Source organism: Stutzerimonas tarimensis, assembly GCF_042648805.1.
Lineage (GTDB): Bacteria > Pseudomonadota > Gammaproteobacteria > Pseudomonadales > Pseudomonadaceae > Azomonas > Azomonas tarimensis.
The window spans coordinates 504,354-520,022 of the sequence record NZ_JBHRXZ010000024.1; the positions used below are offsets into that span (position 1 = coordinate 504,354).

The 15,669-nt window shown below is 64.3% G+C and carries 15 protein-coding genes; 8 read left to right on the forward strand and 7 right to left on the reverse strand.

Annotated features, from left to right (window positions below):
• Positions 1-13 precede the first annotated feature (13 nt).
• Positions 14-859 (forward strand): pirin family protein, encoded by an 846-nt coding sequence (locus ACFOMF_RS16205; protein ID WP_386366764.1) that lies wholly within the window; start codon positions 14-16, stop codon positions 857-859.
• Here the strand turns inward: ACFOMF_RS16205 and ACFOMF_RS16210 are convergent.
• Positions 856-1,785, reverse strand: coding sequence for a lipid A biosynthesis lauroyl acyltransferase (locus tag ACFOMF_RS16210; RefSeq protein ID WP_386366766.1), 930 nt, complete (start codon positions 1,783-1,785; stop codon positions 856-858). The two genes, ACFOMF_RS16205 and ACFOMF_RS16210, sit on opposite strands and share 4 nt — an antisense overlap.
• 243 nt (positions 1,786-2,028) lie before the next feature.
• Between ACFOMF_RS16210 and minC the strand changes: the two genes are divergently transcribed.
• The 5 genes from minC (at position 2,029) to ACFOMF_RS16235 (ending at position 5,992) form a co-directional block, all read left to right on the forward strand.
• Positions 2,029-2,760 (forward strand): septum site-determining protein MinC, encoded by a 732-nt coding sequence (gene minC, locus ACFOMF_RS16215; protein WP_386366768.1) that lies wholly within the window; start codon positions 2,029-2,031, stop codon positions 2,758-2,760.
• 91 nt (positions 2,761-2,851) lie between these two features.
• Positions 2,852-3,667, forward strand: coding sequence for a septum site-determining protein MinD (gene minD, locus ACFOMF_RS16220; protein WP_386366770.1), 816 nt, complete (start codon positions 2,852-2,854; stop codon positions 3,665-3,667).
• On the forward strand, positions 3,664-3,924 hold the full coding sequence (gene minE / locus ACFOMF_RS16225) for a cell division topological specificity factor MinE (protein WP_386366772.1): 261 nt from the start codon (positions 3,664-3,666) through the stop codon (positions 3,922-3,924). The genes minD and minE overlap by 4 nt, the downstream gene beginning before the upstream one ends.
• A 61-nt stretch (positions 3,925-3,985) precedes the next feature.
• The gene (locus ACFOMF_RS16230; RefSeq protein WP_386366774.1) at positions 3,986-4,621 is read left to right on the forward strand and encodes an RluA family pseudouridine synthase; all 636 of its coding nucleotides are present in this window, start codon (positions 3,986-3,988) and stop codon (positions 4,619-4,621) included.
• An 81-nt stretch (positions 4,622-4,702) separates the two neighbouring features.
• Positions 4,703-5,992, forward strand: a complete 1,290-nt coding sequence (locus ACFOMF_RS16235) for a M18 family aminopeptidase (RefSeq protein WP_386366776.1) — start codon at positions 4,703-4,705, stop codon at positions 5,990-5,992.
• A gap of 45 nt (positions 5,993-6,037) precedes the next feature.
• Here ACFOMF_RS16235 and ACFOMF_RS16240 read toward each other — a convergent pair whose 3' ends face one another.
• Complete coding sequence (locus ACFOMF_RS16240) at positions 6,038-7,000, reverse strand: NAD(P)H-quinone oxidoreductase (RefSeq protein ID WP_386366778.1); 963 nt, start codon at positions 6,998-7,000, stop codon at positions 6,038-6,040.
• A gap of 168 nt (positions 7,001-7,168) precedes the next feature.
• Here ACFOMF_RS16240 and ACFOMF_RS16245 point away from each other — a divergent pair, with 168 nt between their 5' ends.
• Positions 7,169-9,262 carry a carboxy terminal-processing peptidase gene (locus ACFOMF_RS16245; protein WP_386366780.1) on the forward strand — a complete coding sequence of 698 codons (2,094 nt, stop codon included), beginning with the start codon at positions 7,169-7,171 and terminating at the stop codon, positions 9,260-9,262.
• 254 nt (positions 9,263-9,516) lie between these two features.
• Here ACFOMF_RS16245 and ACFOMF_RS16250 read toward each other — a convergent pair whose 3' ends face one another.
• Positions 9,517-11,124 (reverse strand): class I adenylate-forming enzyme family protein, encoded by a 1,608-nt coding sequence (locus tag ACFOMF_RS16250; protein WP_386366782.1) that lies wholly within the window; start codon positions 11,122-11,124, stop codon positions 9,517-9,519.
• A 146-nt stretch (positions 11,125-11,270) separates the two neighbouring features.
• Positions 11,271-12,260 (reverse strand): Bug family tripartite tricarboxylate transporter substrate binding protein, encoded by a 990-nt coding sequence (locus tag ACFOMF_RS16255; RefSeq protein ID WP_386366784.1) that lies wholly within the window; start codon positions 12,258-12,260, stop codon positions 11,271-11,273.
• Positions 12,261-12,545: 285 nt separating this feature from the next.
• On the opposite strand from ACFOMF_RS16255, the gene ACFOMF_RS16260 reads away from it, so the two are divergent.
• Positions 12,546-12,995: a PaaI family thioesterase gene (locus tag ACFOMF_RS16260; protein WP_386366786.1), complete on the forward strand. Its 450-nt coding sequence runs from the start codon at positions 12,546-12,548 to the stop codon at positions 12,993-12,995.
• Positions 12,996-13,026: 31 nt separating this feature from the next.
• On the opposite strand, the gene ACFOMF_RS16265 is transcribed toward ACFOMF_RS16260, so the two are convergent.
• From ACFOMF_RS16265 to ACFOMF_RS16275, 3 genes are read right to left on the reverse strand one after another with little or no spacing between them, the layout of a single operon-like run.
• Positions 13,027-13,698 (reverse strand): nitroreductase, encoded by a 672-nt coding sequence (locus ACFOMF_RS16265; protein WP_386366788.1) that lies wholly within the window; start codon positions 13,696-13,698, stop codon positions 13,027-13,029.
• A gap of 57 nt (positions 13,699-13,755) precedes the next feature.
• Positions 13,756-14,685 (reverse strand): electron transfer flavoprotein subunit alpha/FixB family protein, encoded by a 930-nt coding sequence (locus ACFOMF_RS16270; protein ID WP_386366790.1) that lies wholly within the window; start codon positions 14,683-14,685, stop codon positions 13,756-13,758.
• Positions 14,685-15,434 (reverse strand): electron transfer flavoprotein subunit beta/FixA family protein, encoded by a 750-nt coding sequence (locus tag ACFOMF_RS16275; protein ID WP_386366792.1) that lies wholly within the window; start codon positions 15,432-15,434, stop codon positions 14,685-14,687. The genes ACFOMF_RS16270 and ACFOMF_RS16275 overlap by 1 nt, the downstream gene beginning before the upstream one ends.
• Between the last annotated feature and the right edge of the window lie 235 nt (positions 15,435-15,669).

Sequence of the window (15,669 nt, forward strand, 5' to 3'; positions counted from 1 at the left end):
AGGAGTCCGAAACATGACCTTGCGAACCCTGCTGTCCACCCACACCGGCCGGCCCACTTCCGACGGCGCCGGTGTCCGCCTGACCCGAGTATTCGGGGGCAGCGGCATGGAAGCCTTCGACCCCTTCCTGATGCTCGACGAATTCGGTTCGGAGAACCCGGACGAATACATCGCCGGCTTCCCACCGCACCCTCACCGGGGTTTCGAGACGGTCACCTACATGATCGAAGGCCGCATGCGTCACGAAGACCACATGGGCAACGCCGGCCTGCTGGAAAACGGTGGCGTGCAGTGGATGACTGCGGCACGCGGCGTCATCCACAGCGAGATGCCGCAGCAGGAGGCCGGGCGCATGCGGGGCTTCCAGCTGTGGCTGAACCTGCCGGCACGGGCCAAGCTGGACGAGCCCGGCTATCGCGACTTCAGGCCGGAAGAAATACCCTGGGTTTCGCTCGATGGCGTGCGCATCGGCGTGATCGCCGGGCAGTTGCGTACAGCCAACTGCGAGCAGGCCGGCGCGGTCCAGCGCGAGGACACCGAGCCGCACCTATACGATCTGCACCTCGATGCCGGGGCAAGGCTGGCACCACAACTGCCGCAGGGGCACCGCGTGCTGCTCTACGTATACGAGGGCACGGTCAGCCTCGGCAGCGGCGAGACCGCCAGCGCCGGGCAACTCCTGCGACTGGGCGAGGAAGGGGAACTGCAGCTCTCCAGCGACGCTGGTGCCCGGGTGCTATTGCTCGCCGGCAAGCCGTTGCGCGAGCCCATCGTGCAATACGGCCCCTTCGTGATGAACAGCCGCGAAGAGATCGAACAGGCGCTGCGCGACTTTCGCGACGGCCGTCTGGCCGGCTAGTCGCGGCGATACAGGCTCGGCTCGCCCTCGGGCCGGGTCTTGAAGCGGCGATGGGCCCAGAGATATTGCTCGGGGCACTGCCGGATCGCCGCCTCGGCCCATTGATTGATGCGCAGGCAATCGGCTTCCTCGCTCTCTCCGGGAAAGTCTTCCAGCGGCGGATGCACCACCAGCCGATAACCCGAGCCATCGGCCAGGCGCTGCTGGGTAAAGAGCACCACGCGTGCCTTGCCGAGTCGCGCGAACTTGCTTGTAGCCGTCACGGTCGCTGCCGTGACTCCAAAGAACGGCACGAAAAGGCTTTGCTTGCGGCCGTAGTCCTGGTCTGGCGCATACCAGATGCCGCGCCCTGCCCGCAGAACCTTGAGCATCGCCCGCACGTCTTCGCGTTCGATGGCCGTGGCGTCGCGGTTGTGCCGCTCGCGCCCGCGCCGTTGGACGTAGTCGAATACCGGATTCTTGTGCTCACGGTACATCCCGTCGATGGTATGCCACTGGCCGAGCAGCGCGCCGCCGATTTCCAGAGTGGTGAAGTGAAAGGACATCAGAATCACGCCGGTGCCCTCGGCCTGCAGCCGCTGCAGATGCTCGAGGCCTTCCAGGTGCGCCAGGCGCCGCAGGCGCGCCGTTGGCCACCACCAGCTGATGGCCATCTCGAACAGGGCGATGCCACCGGAGGAGAAATTCTCGCGCAGGACCTGCTCACGTTGCGTCTGCGACCATTCGGGGAAGCACAGCTCAAGATTGCGCCGGGCGATTTCCCGACGTGAACCGGCAAAGCGGTAGATCAACCCGCCAAGCCCACGTCCCAGGATCAGCAGAACGGAATAGGGCAGCCGTGACACCAACCAGAGCAATCCAAGCCCCGACCATAGAAGCCAGTAGCGCGGGTGAAGAAAGGAACGACGGAAACGCGGGGTATCCATGGGAGCTCGTCAGGCAGAAAACGCGAATGGTAACGGAAAGCGCCAGGCAAACGAAAAGGCCCGGCGCACCCCGGCCCGAGCCAGAGGCCACAGCGCTGCATCAATCAGGTCACCCGGCAAAAAGCCAGTATTGGCGCCAGGCTGTCCTGCACGTCACGCACCCGTCGGTTGCGCTCACAGGCGACTTGCACAGGCCGCCGCAGCTCGCTATAAGTCCCCGCCAGTCCTTTACGCAGGCAGACCATGAGCCAAGCCGACCAACTCGACCAAGACCCCGCGTTTCAGCTCAAGGGCAGCATGCTCGCCCTCACCGTGCTGGAGCTCCTGCACAGCGATCTTGAACGCCTGGATCGACAGCTCGCCACCAAGGTCCGGCAAGCGCCGCAATTCTTCAGCAACACGCCCCTGGTACTGGCGCTCGACCGCCTGCCTGAGGAACACGCCGAGATCGATCTCGACGCGCTGCTCAAGCTCTGCCGCAAGCACGGACTGCGCACCCTGGCCCTGCGCGCCAAGCTCGCCCTGCACGTACATGCGGCGCGGCAGCTCGACCTGGCGGTGCTACCGCCCAGCGGCGCCCGCGCGCGTACCCTCAACCCTACGGCGCCGGCGCCGGAACCGCCCAAGCCCGCCGAACCGGAGCACCGCCCTACCCGCTTGATCACCTCGCCGATCCGCGGCGGGCAGCAGGTCTATGCCCAGGGCGGCGACCTCATTGTTACAGCGCCGGTCAGCCCCGGGGCGGAACTCCTGGCAGATGGCAATATCCATGTCTACGCTCCGCTTAGAGGCCGGGCGCTGGCAGGTATCAAGGGTGACGCCACGGCGCGGATCTTCTGCCATGAACTGGGCGCCGAGATGTTGTCGATCGCCGGTCGCTACAAGGTTGCCGAAGACCTCAGGCGCGACCCCGGATGGGGACGCAACGTACAGGTCAGCTTGTCCGGTGACGTGTTGAACATCACACGCCTTTAACGGATACTTCCGCCATTTTTCATGACCATAACGGGTCTTACCGGACGCATTTCCCGGGAATTCCCACCATTTCAAAAAAGGGTGAAGCACCTTGGCCAAGATCATCGTAGTCACTTCCGGCAAGGGTGGCGTCGGCAAAACTACCACCAGCGCAGCCATCGGCACCGGCCTGGCCCTCCGCGGGCACAAGACCGTCATCATCGACTTCGACGTCGGCCTGCGTAACCTCGACCTGATCATGGGCTGCGAGCGGCGCGTGGTATACGACTTCGTCAACGTCATCCAGGGCGACGCCACCCTGGCCCAGGCGCTGATCCGCGACAAGCGGCTGGAAAACCTCTTCGTGCTGGCTGCCAGCCAGACCCGTGACAAGGACGCACTGACCCAGGAAGGCGTCGAAAAGGTAATCACCGAGCTGGCCCAGACCTTCGAATACGTGATCTGCGACTCCCCGGCCGGCATCGAGAAGGGAGCTCACCTGGCGATGTACCTGGCCGACGAGGCCATCGTGGTCACCAATCCGGAAGTCTCTTCGGTACGTGACTCCGACCGCATGCTCGGCCTGCTGGCGAGCAAGTCGCGTCGCGCCGAGAAAGGGCAGGACTCGATCAAGGAACACCTGCTCCTGACTCGCTACAATCCCGAGCGCGTCACCAAGGGCGAGATGCTCGGCGTCGAGGACGTCGAGGAGATTCTCTCCATTCGCCTGCTGGGCGTAATCCCCGAATCCAAGGCGGTGCTTAAGGCCTCGAACCAGGGCGTCCCGGTCATCCTCGACGATGAAAGCGATGCCGGCCAGGCCTACAGCGACGCCGTTGAGCGCCTGCTCGGGAAGGAAGTCGAACACCGCTTCCTCGATGTCAAGAAGCCAGGCTTCCTGCAACGACTGTTTGGAGGTCGAGAATGAACCTGTTTGACTACTTTCGAGAGCGCAAGAAAAGCTCCAACAACCCCGCCGCGGTCGCCAAGGAGCGGCTGCAGATCATCGTTGCCCACGAACGTGGCCAGCGCAACGAGCCGGACTACCTGCCGGCGCTGCAAAAGGAGCTGGTCGCCGTGATTCGCAAGTACGTCAATATCGACAGCGATCAGGTACAGGTCGCCCTGGAAGACCAGGGCAGCTGCTCGATCCTCGAGCTGAACATCACCCTCCCGGATCGCTGATCCCCCGCTGCTGCCGGAGCGGCCTCACCGCTCCGACAGCACGCCCTGTATCGAATCTTCCATGCCGCTGACGCATATCCGCTTCGTCCACCAGGATGACGCCCTGCTGGTTATCGACAAGCCCACCCTGCTGCTCTCCGTGCCTGGCCGCGCCGAGGACAACCGGGACTGCCTGGTCACCCGACTGCAGGAGAACGGCTTTCCGGAAGCCAGGATCGTCCACCGACTGGATTGGGAGACGTCGGGTCTGATCGTGCTGGCCCGCGACGCCGACAGTCACCGCGAGCTGTCTCGCCAATTTCACGACCGCGAGACCGAAAAGGCTTACACCGCGCTGTGCTGGGGTGAGCCGGAGCTGGACAGCGGGCGGATCGACCTGCCGCTACGCTACGACCCGCCGACCAAACCGCGCCACGTGATCGACCATGAGCATGGCCGACATGCACTGACCTTCTGGCGAGTGCTCGAGCGCTGTGGTCACTACAGCCGGGTCGAGCTGACGCCCATCACCGGACGCTCGCATCAGCTACGGGTGCACATGCTTGCCATCGAACATCCCCTGCTGGGCGACCGCCTGTACGCCCACACCGAAGCCCTGGCTGCCCACGGTCGCCTGTGCCTGCATGCCAGCATGCTGACACTGACCCACCCGCAGAATGGCCATCGGATGCGCTTCGAGAGCCAGGCGCCTTTCTAGAGCGGCCAGCTTGTCCGGTCGGAGCGCACAGGTCCGGGCAGCGATACGTTAAACTCCGGCGATTGCCGTCCGGAGCCCCCCATGCGCGATGAACTCAACCAGGGCCTGATCGAATTCCTGCAGGCCTCGCCCACCCCCTTCCATGCCACCGCCAACCTCGCCCGCAGCCTGCGCGCGGCCGGTTACCAGGCGCTCGACGAGCGCGCGCCCTGGGCCACCGAGCCTGGCGGTCGCTACTACGTCACCCGCAACGACTCGGCCATCGTCGCCTTCCAGCTCGGCACCAGACCGCTTCTCGAGGGCGGCTTTCGCCTGGTCGGCGCCCACACCGACAGTCCCTGCCTGCGGGTCAAGCCACAGCCCGAGATGCAGCGCCAGGGTTTCTGGCAGCTGGGCGTGGAAGTCTATGGCGGCGCGCTGCTGGCCCCCTGGTTCGACCGCGACCTCTCGCTGGCCGGCCGGGTGACGTTCAGCCGGGACGGCAAGATCGAGAGCCGACTGATCGATTTTCGCCAACCCATCGCGGTCATTCCCAACCTGGCGATCCACCTCAATCGCGAAGCCAACCAGGGCTGGTGCATCAATGCCCAGAACGAACTGCCGCCGATCCTGGCCCAGATCGGCGGCCAGGACAGCCCGGACTTCCGTGCCTTGCTGGCCGACCAGCTGGCGCGCGAACACGACCTGGTGGCCGACGTCGTGCTGGACTACGAGCTGAGCTTCTACGACACCCAGGGCGCCGCCATCATCGGCCTGCACGGCGACTTCATCGCCAGTGCCCGTCTGGACAACCTGCTGTCGTGCTATGCCGGCCTGCAGGCCCTGCTCAAGGCCGGTCCGGAAGAGAGCTGCGTGCTCGTCTGCACTGACCACGAGGAGGTGGGCTCGACCTCCTGCTGCGGCGCCGACGGCCCCTTCCTCGAGCAGGTGCTCACCCGCGTACTACCGGAAGGCGATGCCTTTGCCAGGATCATCAACCGGTCGCTGCTGATCTCGGCGGATAACGCCCATGCGATCCACCCCAACTACTCCGACAAGCATGATGCCAACCACGGCCCGAAGCTCAATGCCGGGCCGGTGATCAAGGTGAACAGCAATCAGCGCTACGCGACCAGCAGCGAAACCGCCGGATTCTTCCGTCACCTGTGCCTGGTCGAAGAGGTCCCGGTGCAGGCCTTCGTGACCCGCAGCGACATGGGCTGCGGCTCGACCATCGGCCCCATCACCGCCAGCCAGCTCGGCGTGCGCACGGTCGACATCGGCCTGCCGACCTTTGCCATGCACTCGGTGCGCGAGCTGGCCGGCAGCCACGACCTGCAGCACCTGGTGAAGGTCCTCGCGGCCTTCTACCAGAGCGCCGACCTGCCCTGACCCCGTTCATGCTGGCGGTGCCGCGATGCGCCACCGCCAGTGAACTCAGACCAGGCTGTCGTCGATGACCAGCGCCAGCTTGCCCGAGACGCTGTTGCTGGCCAACAGAGCCACTGCGGCCTCGGCATCCTTGATCGGGTAACTGCGTTCCAGCCGCGGCGAAAGCGCGCCGGAAGTGAACAGCGGCCAGACCTTCTGCTCGAGTTCGGCCATCAGCGCGGCCTTGGCGTCCGCCCGGCGGCTGCGCAGCGTCGACCCGATCAGCTGGATGCGTTTGCTCAGGACCTTGGCCAGGTCCAGCGAGGCCTCGCGTCCGCCCATCAGGCCGATCATGACCCAGCGGCCATCCAGTGCCAGCACCTGCAGATTCAGCGAGGCGTACTTGGCCCCCACCGGGTCGAGAATGACATCGAAGGGCGCGAAGTCGCGCAGTGCCTCCAGTTGTTCACCGCGCAGCACTCCTCCCTCGGCACCAAGCGACTCGCAATAGGCCAGTCGCTCGGCCGAACCGACGCTGACCCAGCAGGGGTTGCCAAAGGCCTTGCACAGCTGGATACCGGCCGAGCCGACGCCGCTGGCGCCGGCATGCAGCAGGACCTTTTCGCCGGGCTGGAGTCGACCAAGGGAAAACAGATTCAGCCAGGCCGTGGCATAGACTTCAGGAATCGCCGCTGCCTCTACCAGGGTCAGACCTTCCGGTACCGGCAACGCATGGCGCGCGTCCACCACCACCTGCTCGGCCATGCCGCCTCCGGCGAGCAGGGCGCAGACCCGATCACCCACCTGCCAGCGGCTGCCCGCGCCGGCCTCCTCGACAATGCCCGCGCACTCCAGCCCCAGGGTATCGGTGACGCCCGGTGGTGGCGGATAGAGCCCGGCTCGCTGGAGCAGGTCAGCCCGGTTGAGACCGGCGGCGGCGACTCTGATTCTCACCTGCCCCTCGCCGCAAGTCGGCGTGGGGATCTCCACCCATTCCAGTTGCCCCTCGATGCCTTGCAATGCCTTCATGCTACCTCCATATTGAATCGTGCTTGCGCTCAGAGCTGCGCTCGCTGGCCGGGTCGGCCACCGATGACCGTCGGGCCGATCTATCATCCGCCGGACCGGTAATGTAACCGGCGCCTCAACCGATGGCCTAATATGCGTTACTCCATAGCCTTACGTAGTTCTCAAGCCATGAAAAGCAAGCTCACCGGTACCGTCCTGGCCCTCGTGCTGGGTTTCCAGTCCGCCGTGCTGATGGCCAAGCCCAGCCTGATGGAAAGCTGGGAGCACCTGCAACCGAGCCGTGAGCAGGTCATCGCCAGTCTGAATGTAGTCGAACTACTGAAGCGTCATCACTACAACAAGCCGCCGCTGGACGATGCGCGGTCGGCGCAGATCTTCGAAAGTTACCTGAAGATGCTCGATCCTTCGCGCAGCTTCTTCCTCGCATCGGACGTCGGCGAGTTCGAAAAGTGGCGCCACCAGTTCGACGACTTTCTGCGCAATGGTGAGTTGCAGCCGGGCTACGCCATCTACCGTAGGCACCTCGCACGTCAGCAGGAGCGCCTGAGCTATGCCCTGTCGCTGCTGGAAAAGGGCGTCGAGAACATGGACTTCACCAAGAACGAGGAGCTGCTGGTCGATCGCGAGAACGCACCCTGGGCCAGCAACAAGCAGGAGCTCGACGATCTCTGGCGCAAGCGCCTGAAAGACGAAGTGCTGCGGCTGAAGATTGCAGGGCGCGACGATGAATCCATTGGCGAGCTGCTGACCAAGCGCTACACCAATCAGCTTGCGCGCCTCGGGCAGACTCGCGAGGAGGATGTCTTCCAGTCCTACATCAATGCCTTCGCCCAGAGTTACGACCCGCACACCCAGTATCTTTCCCCGGAAAATGCCGAGAATTTCGATATCAACATGAGCCTGTCGCTCGAAGGTATCGGAGCCGTGCTGCAAAACGACAACGAATTCGTCAAGGTCGTGCGCCTGGTTCCTGCCGGCCCGGCGGAAAAGACCCGTCAGATCGCCCCCGCGGACCGCATCGTCGGTGTCGCCCAGGGTAACGAGGAGATGGTCGACGTGGTGGGCTGGCGGCTCGATGAAGTGGTCAAGCTGATCCGCGGACCGAAAGGCTCGAAGGTTCGCCTGGAGATCATCCCCGCCAGCAACGCCCCCAACGACCAGAGCAGCCGCGTGGTCGCCATTACCCGCGAAGCGGTCAAGCTCGAGGAGCAGGCAGCCAAGAAGGCTGTGCTGGAGCTCGACCATAAAGGGCGGAATTTCCGCCTCGGTGTCATCGAGATCCCTGCGTTCTACCTCGACTTCAAGGCCCTGCGGGCCGGCGAAGCCGAGTACAAGAGCACCACCCGCGACGTACGCCGCCTGCTCACCGAGCTGCAGGAGGAGGACATCGATGGCCTGGTGATCGACCTGCGCAACAATGGCGGCGGCTCGCTGCAGGAAGCCACCGAACTCACGGGCCTGTTCATCGAGCAGGGCCCCACAGTGCTGGTGCGCAATGCCGATGGCCGTGTGGACATTCTTGCCGACGACAACCTGGGGACCTATTACAAGGGCCCCATGGCGGTGCTGGTCAACCGCCTCTCGGCGTCGGCCTCGGAGATCTTCGCCGGCGCGATGCAGGATTATCACCGGGCCCTGGTGCTGGGCGGCCAGACTTTCGGCAAGGGAACCGTACAGAGCATCCAGCCGCTCAACCATGGTGAGCTGAAGCTGACCCTCGCCAAGTTCTATCGCGTTTCAGGTCTCAGCACCCAGCATCAGGGCGTGATTCCCGATATCTCCTACCCGGCCTCGGTGGACACCTCGGTGATTGGCGAGAGCGCCCTGCCCCAGGCCATGCCCTGGGACAGCATCCGTCCGGTCATTCAGGTGGACCGTAATCCGTTCAAGCCTTTCCTCGACGAGCTCACCGCTCGCCACGAGGCGCGCACTGCCGACGATCCTGATTTCGTCTATAGCCGGCAGCGTCTGGCGCTTTCCCAGGAGCTGGTCAAGGAGACGACGGTCAGCCTCAACGAGGAAACCCGCCGCGCCCGTCAGGCGGAGATCGAGCAGCGTCAACTGGATCTGGAAAATGCCATGCGGCAAGCCAAGGGCCAGGAGCCGCTGGACAAGCTCGAGGACGAAGAGACCGCCGCGCTACACGCCGAGAATGAAAAACTCAAGCCTGAGGAGGATGCTTATCTGGCGGAGAGCGGGCGAATCCTGCTCGACTTCCTGAATCTGCATTCGGCCATCGCCAATCGCGAGTCGCGCCTGTAAGCATCGTCTTCAGAGTATTGACCAGGGGCCGCAACGGCCCCTTTTTCATTCCCGTGGTCCGCCCACCGCAGGACGCCCCACAGCCACCACCGTTTTTGCCCGCATCCGAACCTGGTCAAGCCAGGGCCGGAGCAGGTTGTGCCGAATGCGCCGGAGCGAATCAGGCCCTTCCACGGGACCACCCTGGTCCATCTCAGATTCGGAACATCTCTTTCAAGGTTCCTTAACTGCGGCTGGTGGCCGGTGGTCGCGCCTCAGGTAGGCCTGGCGCGCTCGGCATCGACCCAATAGGGGGCGCGCAATTGGGCTTTGAGCAGCTTGCCGGCCGGGTTGCGCGACAGCTCGGTGCGGATCTCGACCCTGCTCAACCGCTGGGTCTTGCCCAACCTGTGGTTTGCCCAGGCCAACAACTCTTCGCAGGTCACCGCTTCACCCGCCGCGGTTATCACCAGGCCCAGCGGCGTTTCGCCCCAACGCTCGCTGGGTACGGCAATGACGGCGGCATCGACTACCTGTGGATGCTCGAGCAGGACGCGTTCCAGGTCTTCGGCATATACGTTGAAGCCACCCGAAAGGATCATGTCCTTGCGCCGGTCCAGCAGGTAGAGAAAACCGTCCTCATCGAACCGGCCGATGTCACCGGAGCGGAAATAGACGGTCCCGTCCTCGTCACGCCACAGTAGTGCTTCGGATGCTTCCGGACGGTTGTGGTAGCCGCGCATCATGCCAGTCGACCGCCCGACCACCTCGCCCACTTCGCCCTGGCGGACAGGCTTGCCGCTCTCGTCGATTAGCAGCAACGAGCAGCCGGCGCTAGGCCGCCCGACCGAATCCCATTTATCGGGATACGCCACGCAATCGAGGGTTGCGCTGACGCCGCCCTCGGTCATGCCATAAACCTCCAGCAGCCTACCAGGCCAGCGCGCCATCAGCTCGGCGATGACCTTGGCGCGCAAGGGCGCACCGGCCGATAGTTTGATTTGGAAACTGCTCAGGTCACGCCGATCGAAACCCGGTTCGTCGAGCAGGCGCTGGTATTGGATCGGTACGAGCATGGTATGGGTGACACGGTGCCGCTCGGCCAGCTCCAGGTAGCGGCCCGCATCGAACTTGCCGAGCATCACCAGCAACCCGCCGAAGGCCAGCGTTGGCAGCACGGCAACCATTGTCGTATTGGAATACAGGGGTGTTGCAACCAGTGTCACCGCCTCGCCCGAGAAGCCGAGCGTCCGGTACCGCTCCATGTTGCGGAAACGGGTCTGGTGATCCTGAACGATGCCTTTTGGAATGCCTGTGGTGCCGGAGCTATAGATGATGTTGAACAGGTCATCCGGCTCGATTCGTACCCCCGGAGGGCTATCGGGAGTGTCGCCAAGCCATGTCGGTAGCCCATGCCAGCCCGGCGCATCGCCTTCCAGCAAGATTCGGTGCAGTTCCTTATTCCCCGTTGATCCCAACGCGGCGTCCAGCAGATCGCGGCCGTTCGGTTCAGCGAAGCAAAAAAGCGCACCGCAATCCTCGACCATCAAGGCCAAGGTCTCGGTCGATGCCATGCCTGACAGCGGCACGATGCAGCCGCCGGCGGCCAGCACCCCGACCATCACCGCTACGTAGGGCCTGCTGTTGCGTCCCAGCATCGCAACGGTGGCGCCCTTGTCCAACCCGGCGGCCACCAGCCGGTTGGCCACCCGGTTCGCCAGGGCCAGCAACTCCCGCCGTGTCCAGGCGCCGTCCTCATCGATCACCGCAATGCGGTCGGCATCGGCAGTGCAGACAGCGCTGAGCTGGCTGTGCAGATCAACGAAGGGGGCGTTCGACTCCAGCGCTGCTTGCGCCGGCAATGCATGGATAAGGTCGTTCACGGTGGCGTCCTGCTTCATCTTATAAAGAGCCGGGCAAGCGCCCTAGCTGGCGTCTGCCCGGCCGGTAATGGGGTGAGCGTCGAGCGAAGGCGAAGGGTGCGCGACAGACAGGCGCACAAGCGCGTGCTTGCCCCGCACCGCCAAGGTCACCGGACCGTGATGCCTGTCTCCCTAATGATCCTGGTCCAGGTCTTCAGGTCCCGCTGATAGCTCTCGGCAAAGGTCTCGTGGTTCCCGGTTCCCGGCTGCAGGCCGAACCCAGCAAGGGTATCGACGACCCGCTGCGCCTTCAGCGCCTTGCTGGCCTGCGCCGAGATCTTCTCGACGATGGGGTCAGGCGTACCGGCCGGCGCCAGCAGCCCGAACCAGCCCCAGGCGCCATAGTTTTCCAGCCCCAGCTCAGTGAAGGTCGGGACATCCGGAGCCAGCGGCGAGCGTGCGCCGCCACTGACGGCGATCACCTTGAACTTGCCGGCATCGATGTGCGACCGGGCACTGCCGACGTCAACGAAGGCCGCGTCGAGCCGGCCGGCCAGCGCATCGGTCAGCAGTGGCGCAACGCCCTGGTAGGGAATGTGCCGCAGCTTCAGGTCCTTCTGCTGGTTGAGCATTTCCCCGTACATGTGCGCGGAAGTACCGTTGCCATAGGAGCCATAGGTGTACTGGTCAGGCTTCTTGCTGGCCATCGCCACGAACTCCTCGAAGCTGCTGACAGGCGACCCCTCCGGGACCACCATGAAGCTTTGCGCCCGGGCGATTTCAGCAATTGGAACGAAGGCGGTGGCCGGATCGTAAGGCTGCGATTCGAACAGAGCGCCCTGGACCAGCGCGTTGATGGTCAGCAGCAGGGTATGGCCATCCGGCTGGGCACGCGCAACCGTGCTGGTACCGATCATGCCGCTGCCACCTGGCTTGTTCTCCACGACCACCGGGCGGCCCCAGACATCGGAGAAATGCTCGGCAAGCAGCCGAGCCAGCGTGTCGGTGCCACCACCGGCCGGATAGGGAACGACAATCTTGACCGTCCTGTTCGGATACGCCTCGTCTTCGGCGGCTTGGCTGACTCCACAAGTCGCGAAGGTCAGGCAGGCACCGAGCGACAGCAGCCAGCGCCGCAGTGAAGATTTTTTCGCCATGTCAGTAGCCTCGTCATTGTTGTTGTGGTAGGCGTGCGTCTCGCGCCAAAAACAGACGCCGCGAGACAATCAGGTTCAGGCTGGCGCAACCGCAGGCGCGGGCCAATGGCCGCAGGCTTCAATGCGGCCTTGCCGAATCTACCAACCCGACCGATGTCACCATCCGCCAGTGGCCTGCTGCCGTTCTGGCCATTTCGTCCCGCCCTGGATTGGGTAAGGTGGAGAGACGGTCGATCTCGCCCTAGCGGTCCGTTTCCCTCCCGGCGATCCAACGAAGGCAAAGCGATGCTCCAGACTCCCACACCCACACCCACACCCACAGATCTAGAGGTTCCCCCAGGCTTCGAGCCCTTTCAGAGCACCGCAACGTTCCTCACCCGCTGCGGCGCCATCTACTTCAACCCAGCGCGGCAGGTGCTCGGCGCTCGCATTGAGGCACAACACACGACCTCTTACGGCAACGCGCACGGCGGCTTCCTGGCCACGCTCGTCGATGTGGCCATCGGCTCGGCGCTGAAAAGGGCCAGCGAGTCGAGCACTCCCTTCCCCACCATCACACTCAGTGTCGACTACCTGAGCCCGGTGGCGGAAGGGGCGTGGATCGAGGTGCCGGTGAATATCCATCGCCTGGGCCGCCAGATCAGTCATGCCACCTGCACCCTGGTTGAGGGCGAACGGCTCGTCGCGCTGGGACGCGCGGTGTTTGCCAGCGTGAAGCCGGCCCCCGCTCGCTAGGGCCTGAGCCGCCCAGCATGGCCGGTACCGGTCAAGGCCGCACGACCGTGCAGAAGGTGTCCAGGGGCATCCGCTCGCTCTTCAGCCTGTTCACCGCCGCCTCCGGATCGGCGTACCCGATCGCCATGCCCGCATGCAGGACCAGTCCGTCCGGCACGCCGAGCAGGGCCTTGACCGTCTGGTGGTAGCGCGTCCAGCAGGCCTGCATGCAGGTGTCCAGCCCCTGCTCCTTGAGCAGCAGCATCATGGATTGCTGGTACATGCCGAGGTCGGCCCACTGCCCGGGGCCCATCCCGGTTTCGACGAAGAAGAACACCGCGCAGGGTGCATCGAAGAAACGAAAATTATTGGCGAACCAGGCCAACCGCCGCTCTTTCTCGTCGCGCCCGATTCCCAGCAACCCATACATGGCCTCGCCCACCCGATAGCGGTAGCCTCGGTAGGGCTCACCCAAGGGCTGCGGGTATACCTGGTAGGCCCGGGGTTCCTCTTGCGCGCCGCTGGCCAGCTTGTCATTGATGGCGGCGCGGAAGTCATCCAGTGCCCTGCCATGCAGGACGTACAGGCGCCAGGGCTGCAGGTTGCCGCTGGAAGGCGCACGGGCGGCCTGCTGGATGACCGACAGCAGGACCTTCAGATTGACGGGCCGGTCCAGGAAGGCCCTGATACTGGCTCGCTGGGCTACCGCATCACTCACATTCATTGCCAAGCCTCATGTAAAAGGCGGGCCGGTCCAGGCGGCCCACCGGACGGCGCACGGTCAGATCCGACCTTCCAGCTCCGGCATGATCTCGAACAGGTCGCCTACCAGACCGTAGTCGGCCACTTGGAAGATCGGCGCGTCCTCGTCCTTGTTGATCGCCACGATCACCTTGGAGTCCTTCATGCCGGCCAGGTGCTGGATGGCACCGGAGATGCCCACCGCGATGTACAGCTGCGGCGCAACGATCTTGCCGGTTTGCCCCACCTGCATGTCGTTCGGTACGAAGCCGGCATCGACCGCCGCGCGCGAGGCACCGACTGCCGCACCGAGCTTGTCGGCCAGCGAGTAGAGGTGTTTGAAGTTGTCGCCGTTCTGCATGCCGCGGCCGCCGGAAACGACGATCTTCGCGCCGGTCAGCTCCGGACGGTCGGACTTGGCCAGCTCTTCGCCGACAAACGACGACTTGCCGGCATCGCCCGGCCCGGAAACCGGCTCGACGCTCGCGGAGCCACCTTCGGCGCTGACCGCATCGAACCCGGGCCCGCGCACGGTGATGACCTTGACCGCCGCCGAGGACTGCACGGTGGCGATGGCATTGCCCGCATAAATCGGACGCATGAAGGTGTCTGCGCTTTCGACCGAGATGATCTCGGAGATCTGGTCGACGTCGAGCTGAGCCGCCACGCGCGGCATGAAGTTCTTGCCATTGGTGGTGGTGGCAGCCAGCACATGACTGTAGCCCGTGGCCAGATCAGCGATCAGCGGGGCGACGTTTTCCGGCAGCTGGTGGGCGTAAGCCGCGTGGTCGGCCAGCAGAACCTTGGACACGCCCGCTACCTTGGCCGCAGCCTCGGCGACCGCGCCACAGCCGGCCCCGGCGACGAGCACGTGGATGTCTCCTCCAATCGCCTGGGCGGCCGCGACGGTATTCAGGGTAACCGCCGCGAGGACGGCATTGTTGTGTTCCGCGATAACCAGGATTGCCATCAGATCACCTTCGCCTCGTTCTTCAGTTTCTCGACCAGTTCTTCCACCGACTTGACCTTCACCCCTGCACTGCGGGGGGCGGGCGCCTCAACTTTCAGCGTGGTCAGGGTGGAGATGGTGGCGACTCCGAGTGCATCAGGAGTGACGATTTCCAGCGGCTTCTTCTTGGCCTTCATGATGCTTGGCAGCGAGGCATAGCGCGGCTCGTTCAGACGCAGGTCGGTGGTGACGATGGCCGGCAGGTCGAGCGCGACCGTTTGCAGGCCGCCATCGATCTCCCGGGTCACGTTGACCTTGTCACCGCTGACCTCGACCTTCGAGGCGAAGGTGCCCTGCGGATAACCGGTCAGCGCGCCGAGCATCTGGCCGGTCTGGTTGTTATCGCTGTCGATCGCCTGCTTGCCGAGAATCACCAGCTGCGGCTGTTCCCTGTCGACCACGGCCTTGAGCAGCTTGGCCACGGCCAGGGAACCGAGCGCTTCGCTCGATTCGACGAGGATGGCCCGGTCGGCGCCGAGAGCCAACGCCGTGCGCAACTGCTCCTGGGCGGCGGTCGGGCCGATCGAGGCCACGATGATCTCGCTGGCTACGCCCTGCTCTTTCAGGCGCACGGCCTCTTCCACGGCGATTTCGCAGAAGGGATTCATCGACATCTTGACGTTGGCGAGATCAACATCGGCGTTGTCCGCCTTCACGCGGACCTTCACGTTGAAGTCGACCACTCGTTTTACCGTTACCAGTATTTTCATCCGTTCCTCTTTTTCGTCATTCCCAGCCGCACACTTGCGTTACCGGCCATGGACACAGCCTGCCGCTCCGAACGGCTGCCGACAATGGCAGCCGGGACCGTTCGGCATGTGCGAAAAATGACGAGACTGGCGTTTTTCGTCAGCCAACCCGCTCGGAGGCGCCATTGACGCCCTGGCGAGCGGCTGCGAGGCTCAACCTCAGGCGTGGCGCGCCGTCGCGTTGCTCCGATCCGTT

What these genes read in the sequence shown, in the direction of transcription:
- ACFOMF_RS16205 (WP_386366764.1), top strand. Translation starts at nt 14, where the DNA reads ATGACCTTGCGAACCCTGCTGTCCACCCACACCGGCCGGCCCACTTCC.
- ACFOMF_RS16210 (WP_386366766.1), bottom strand. Translation starts at nt 1,785, where the DNA reads ATGGATACCCCGCGTTTCCGTCGTTCCTTTCTTCACCCGCGCTACTGG.
- minC (WP_386366768.1), top strand. Translation starts at nt 2,029, where the DNA reads ATGAGCCAAGCCGACCAACTCGACCAAGACCCCGCGTTTCAGCTCAAG.
- minE (WP_386366772.1), top strand. Translation starts at nt 3,664, where the DNA reads ATGAACCTGTTTGACTACTTTCGAGAGCGCAAGAAAAGCTCCAACAAC.
- ACFOMF_RS16230 (WP_386366774.1), top strand. Translation starts at nt 3,986, where the DNA reads ATGCCGCTGACGCATATCCGCTTCGTCCACCAGGATGACGCCCTGCTG.
- ACFOMF_RS16235 (WP_386366776.1), top strand. Translation starts at nt 4,703, where the DNA reads ATGCGCGATGAACTCAACCAGGGCCTGATCGAATTCCTGCAGGCCTCG.
- ACFOMF_RS16240 (WP_386366778.1), bottom strand. Translation starts at nt 7,000, where the DNA reads ATGAAGGCATTGCAAGGCATCGAGGGGCAACTGGAATGGGTGGAGATC.
- ACFOMF_RS16245 (WP_386366780.1), top strand. Translation starts at nt 7,169, where the DNA reads ATGAAAAGCAAGCTCACCGGTACCGTCCTGGCCCTCGTGCTGGGTTTC.
- ACFOMF_RS16255 (WP_386366784.1), bottom strand. Translation starts at nt 12,260, where the DNA reads ATGGCGAAAAAATCTTCACTGCGGCGCTGGCTGCTGTCGCTCGGTGCC.
- ACFOMF_RS16260 (WP_386366786.1), top strand. Translation starts at nt 12,546, where the DNA reads ATGCTCCAGACTCCCACACCCACACCCACACCCACAGATCTAGAGGTT.
- ACFOMF_RS16265 (WP_386366788.1), bottom strand. Translation starts at nt 13,698, where the DNA reads ATGAATGTGAGTGATGCGGTAGCCCAGCGAGCCAGTATCAGGGCCTTC.
- ACFOMF_RS16270 (WP_386366790.1), bottom strand. Translation starts at nt 14,685, where the DNA reads ATGGCAATCCTGGTTATCGCGGAACACAACAATGCCGTCCTCGCGGCG.
- ACFOMF_RS16275 (WP_386366792.1), bottom strand. Translation starts at nt 15,434, where the DNA reads ATGAAAATACTGGTAACGGTAAAACGAGTGGTCGACTTCAACGTGAAG.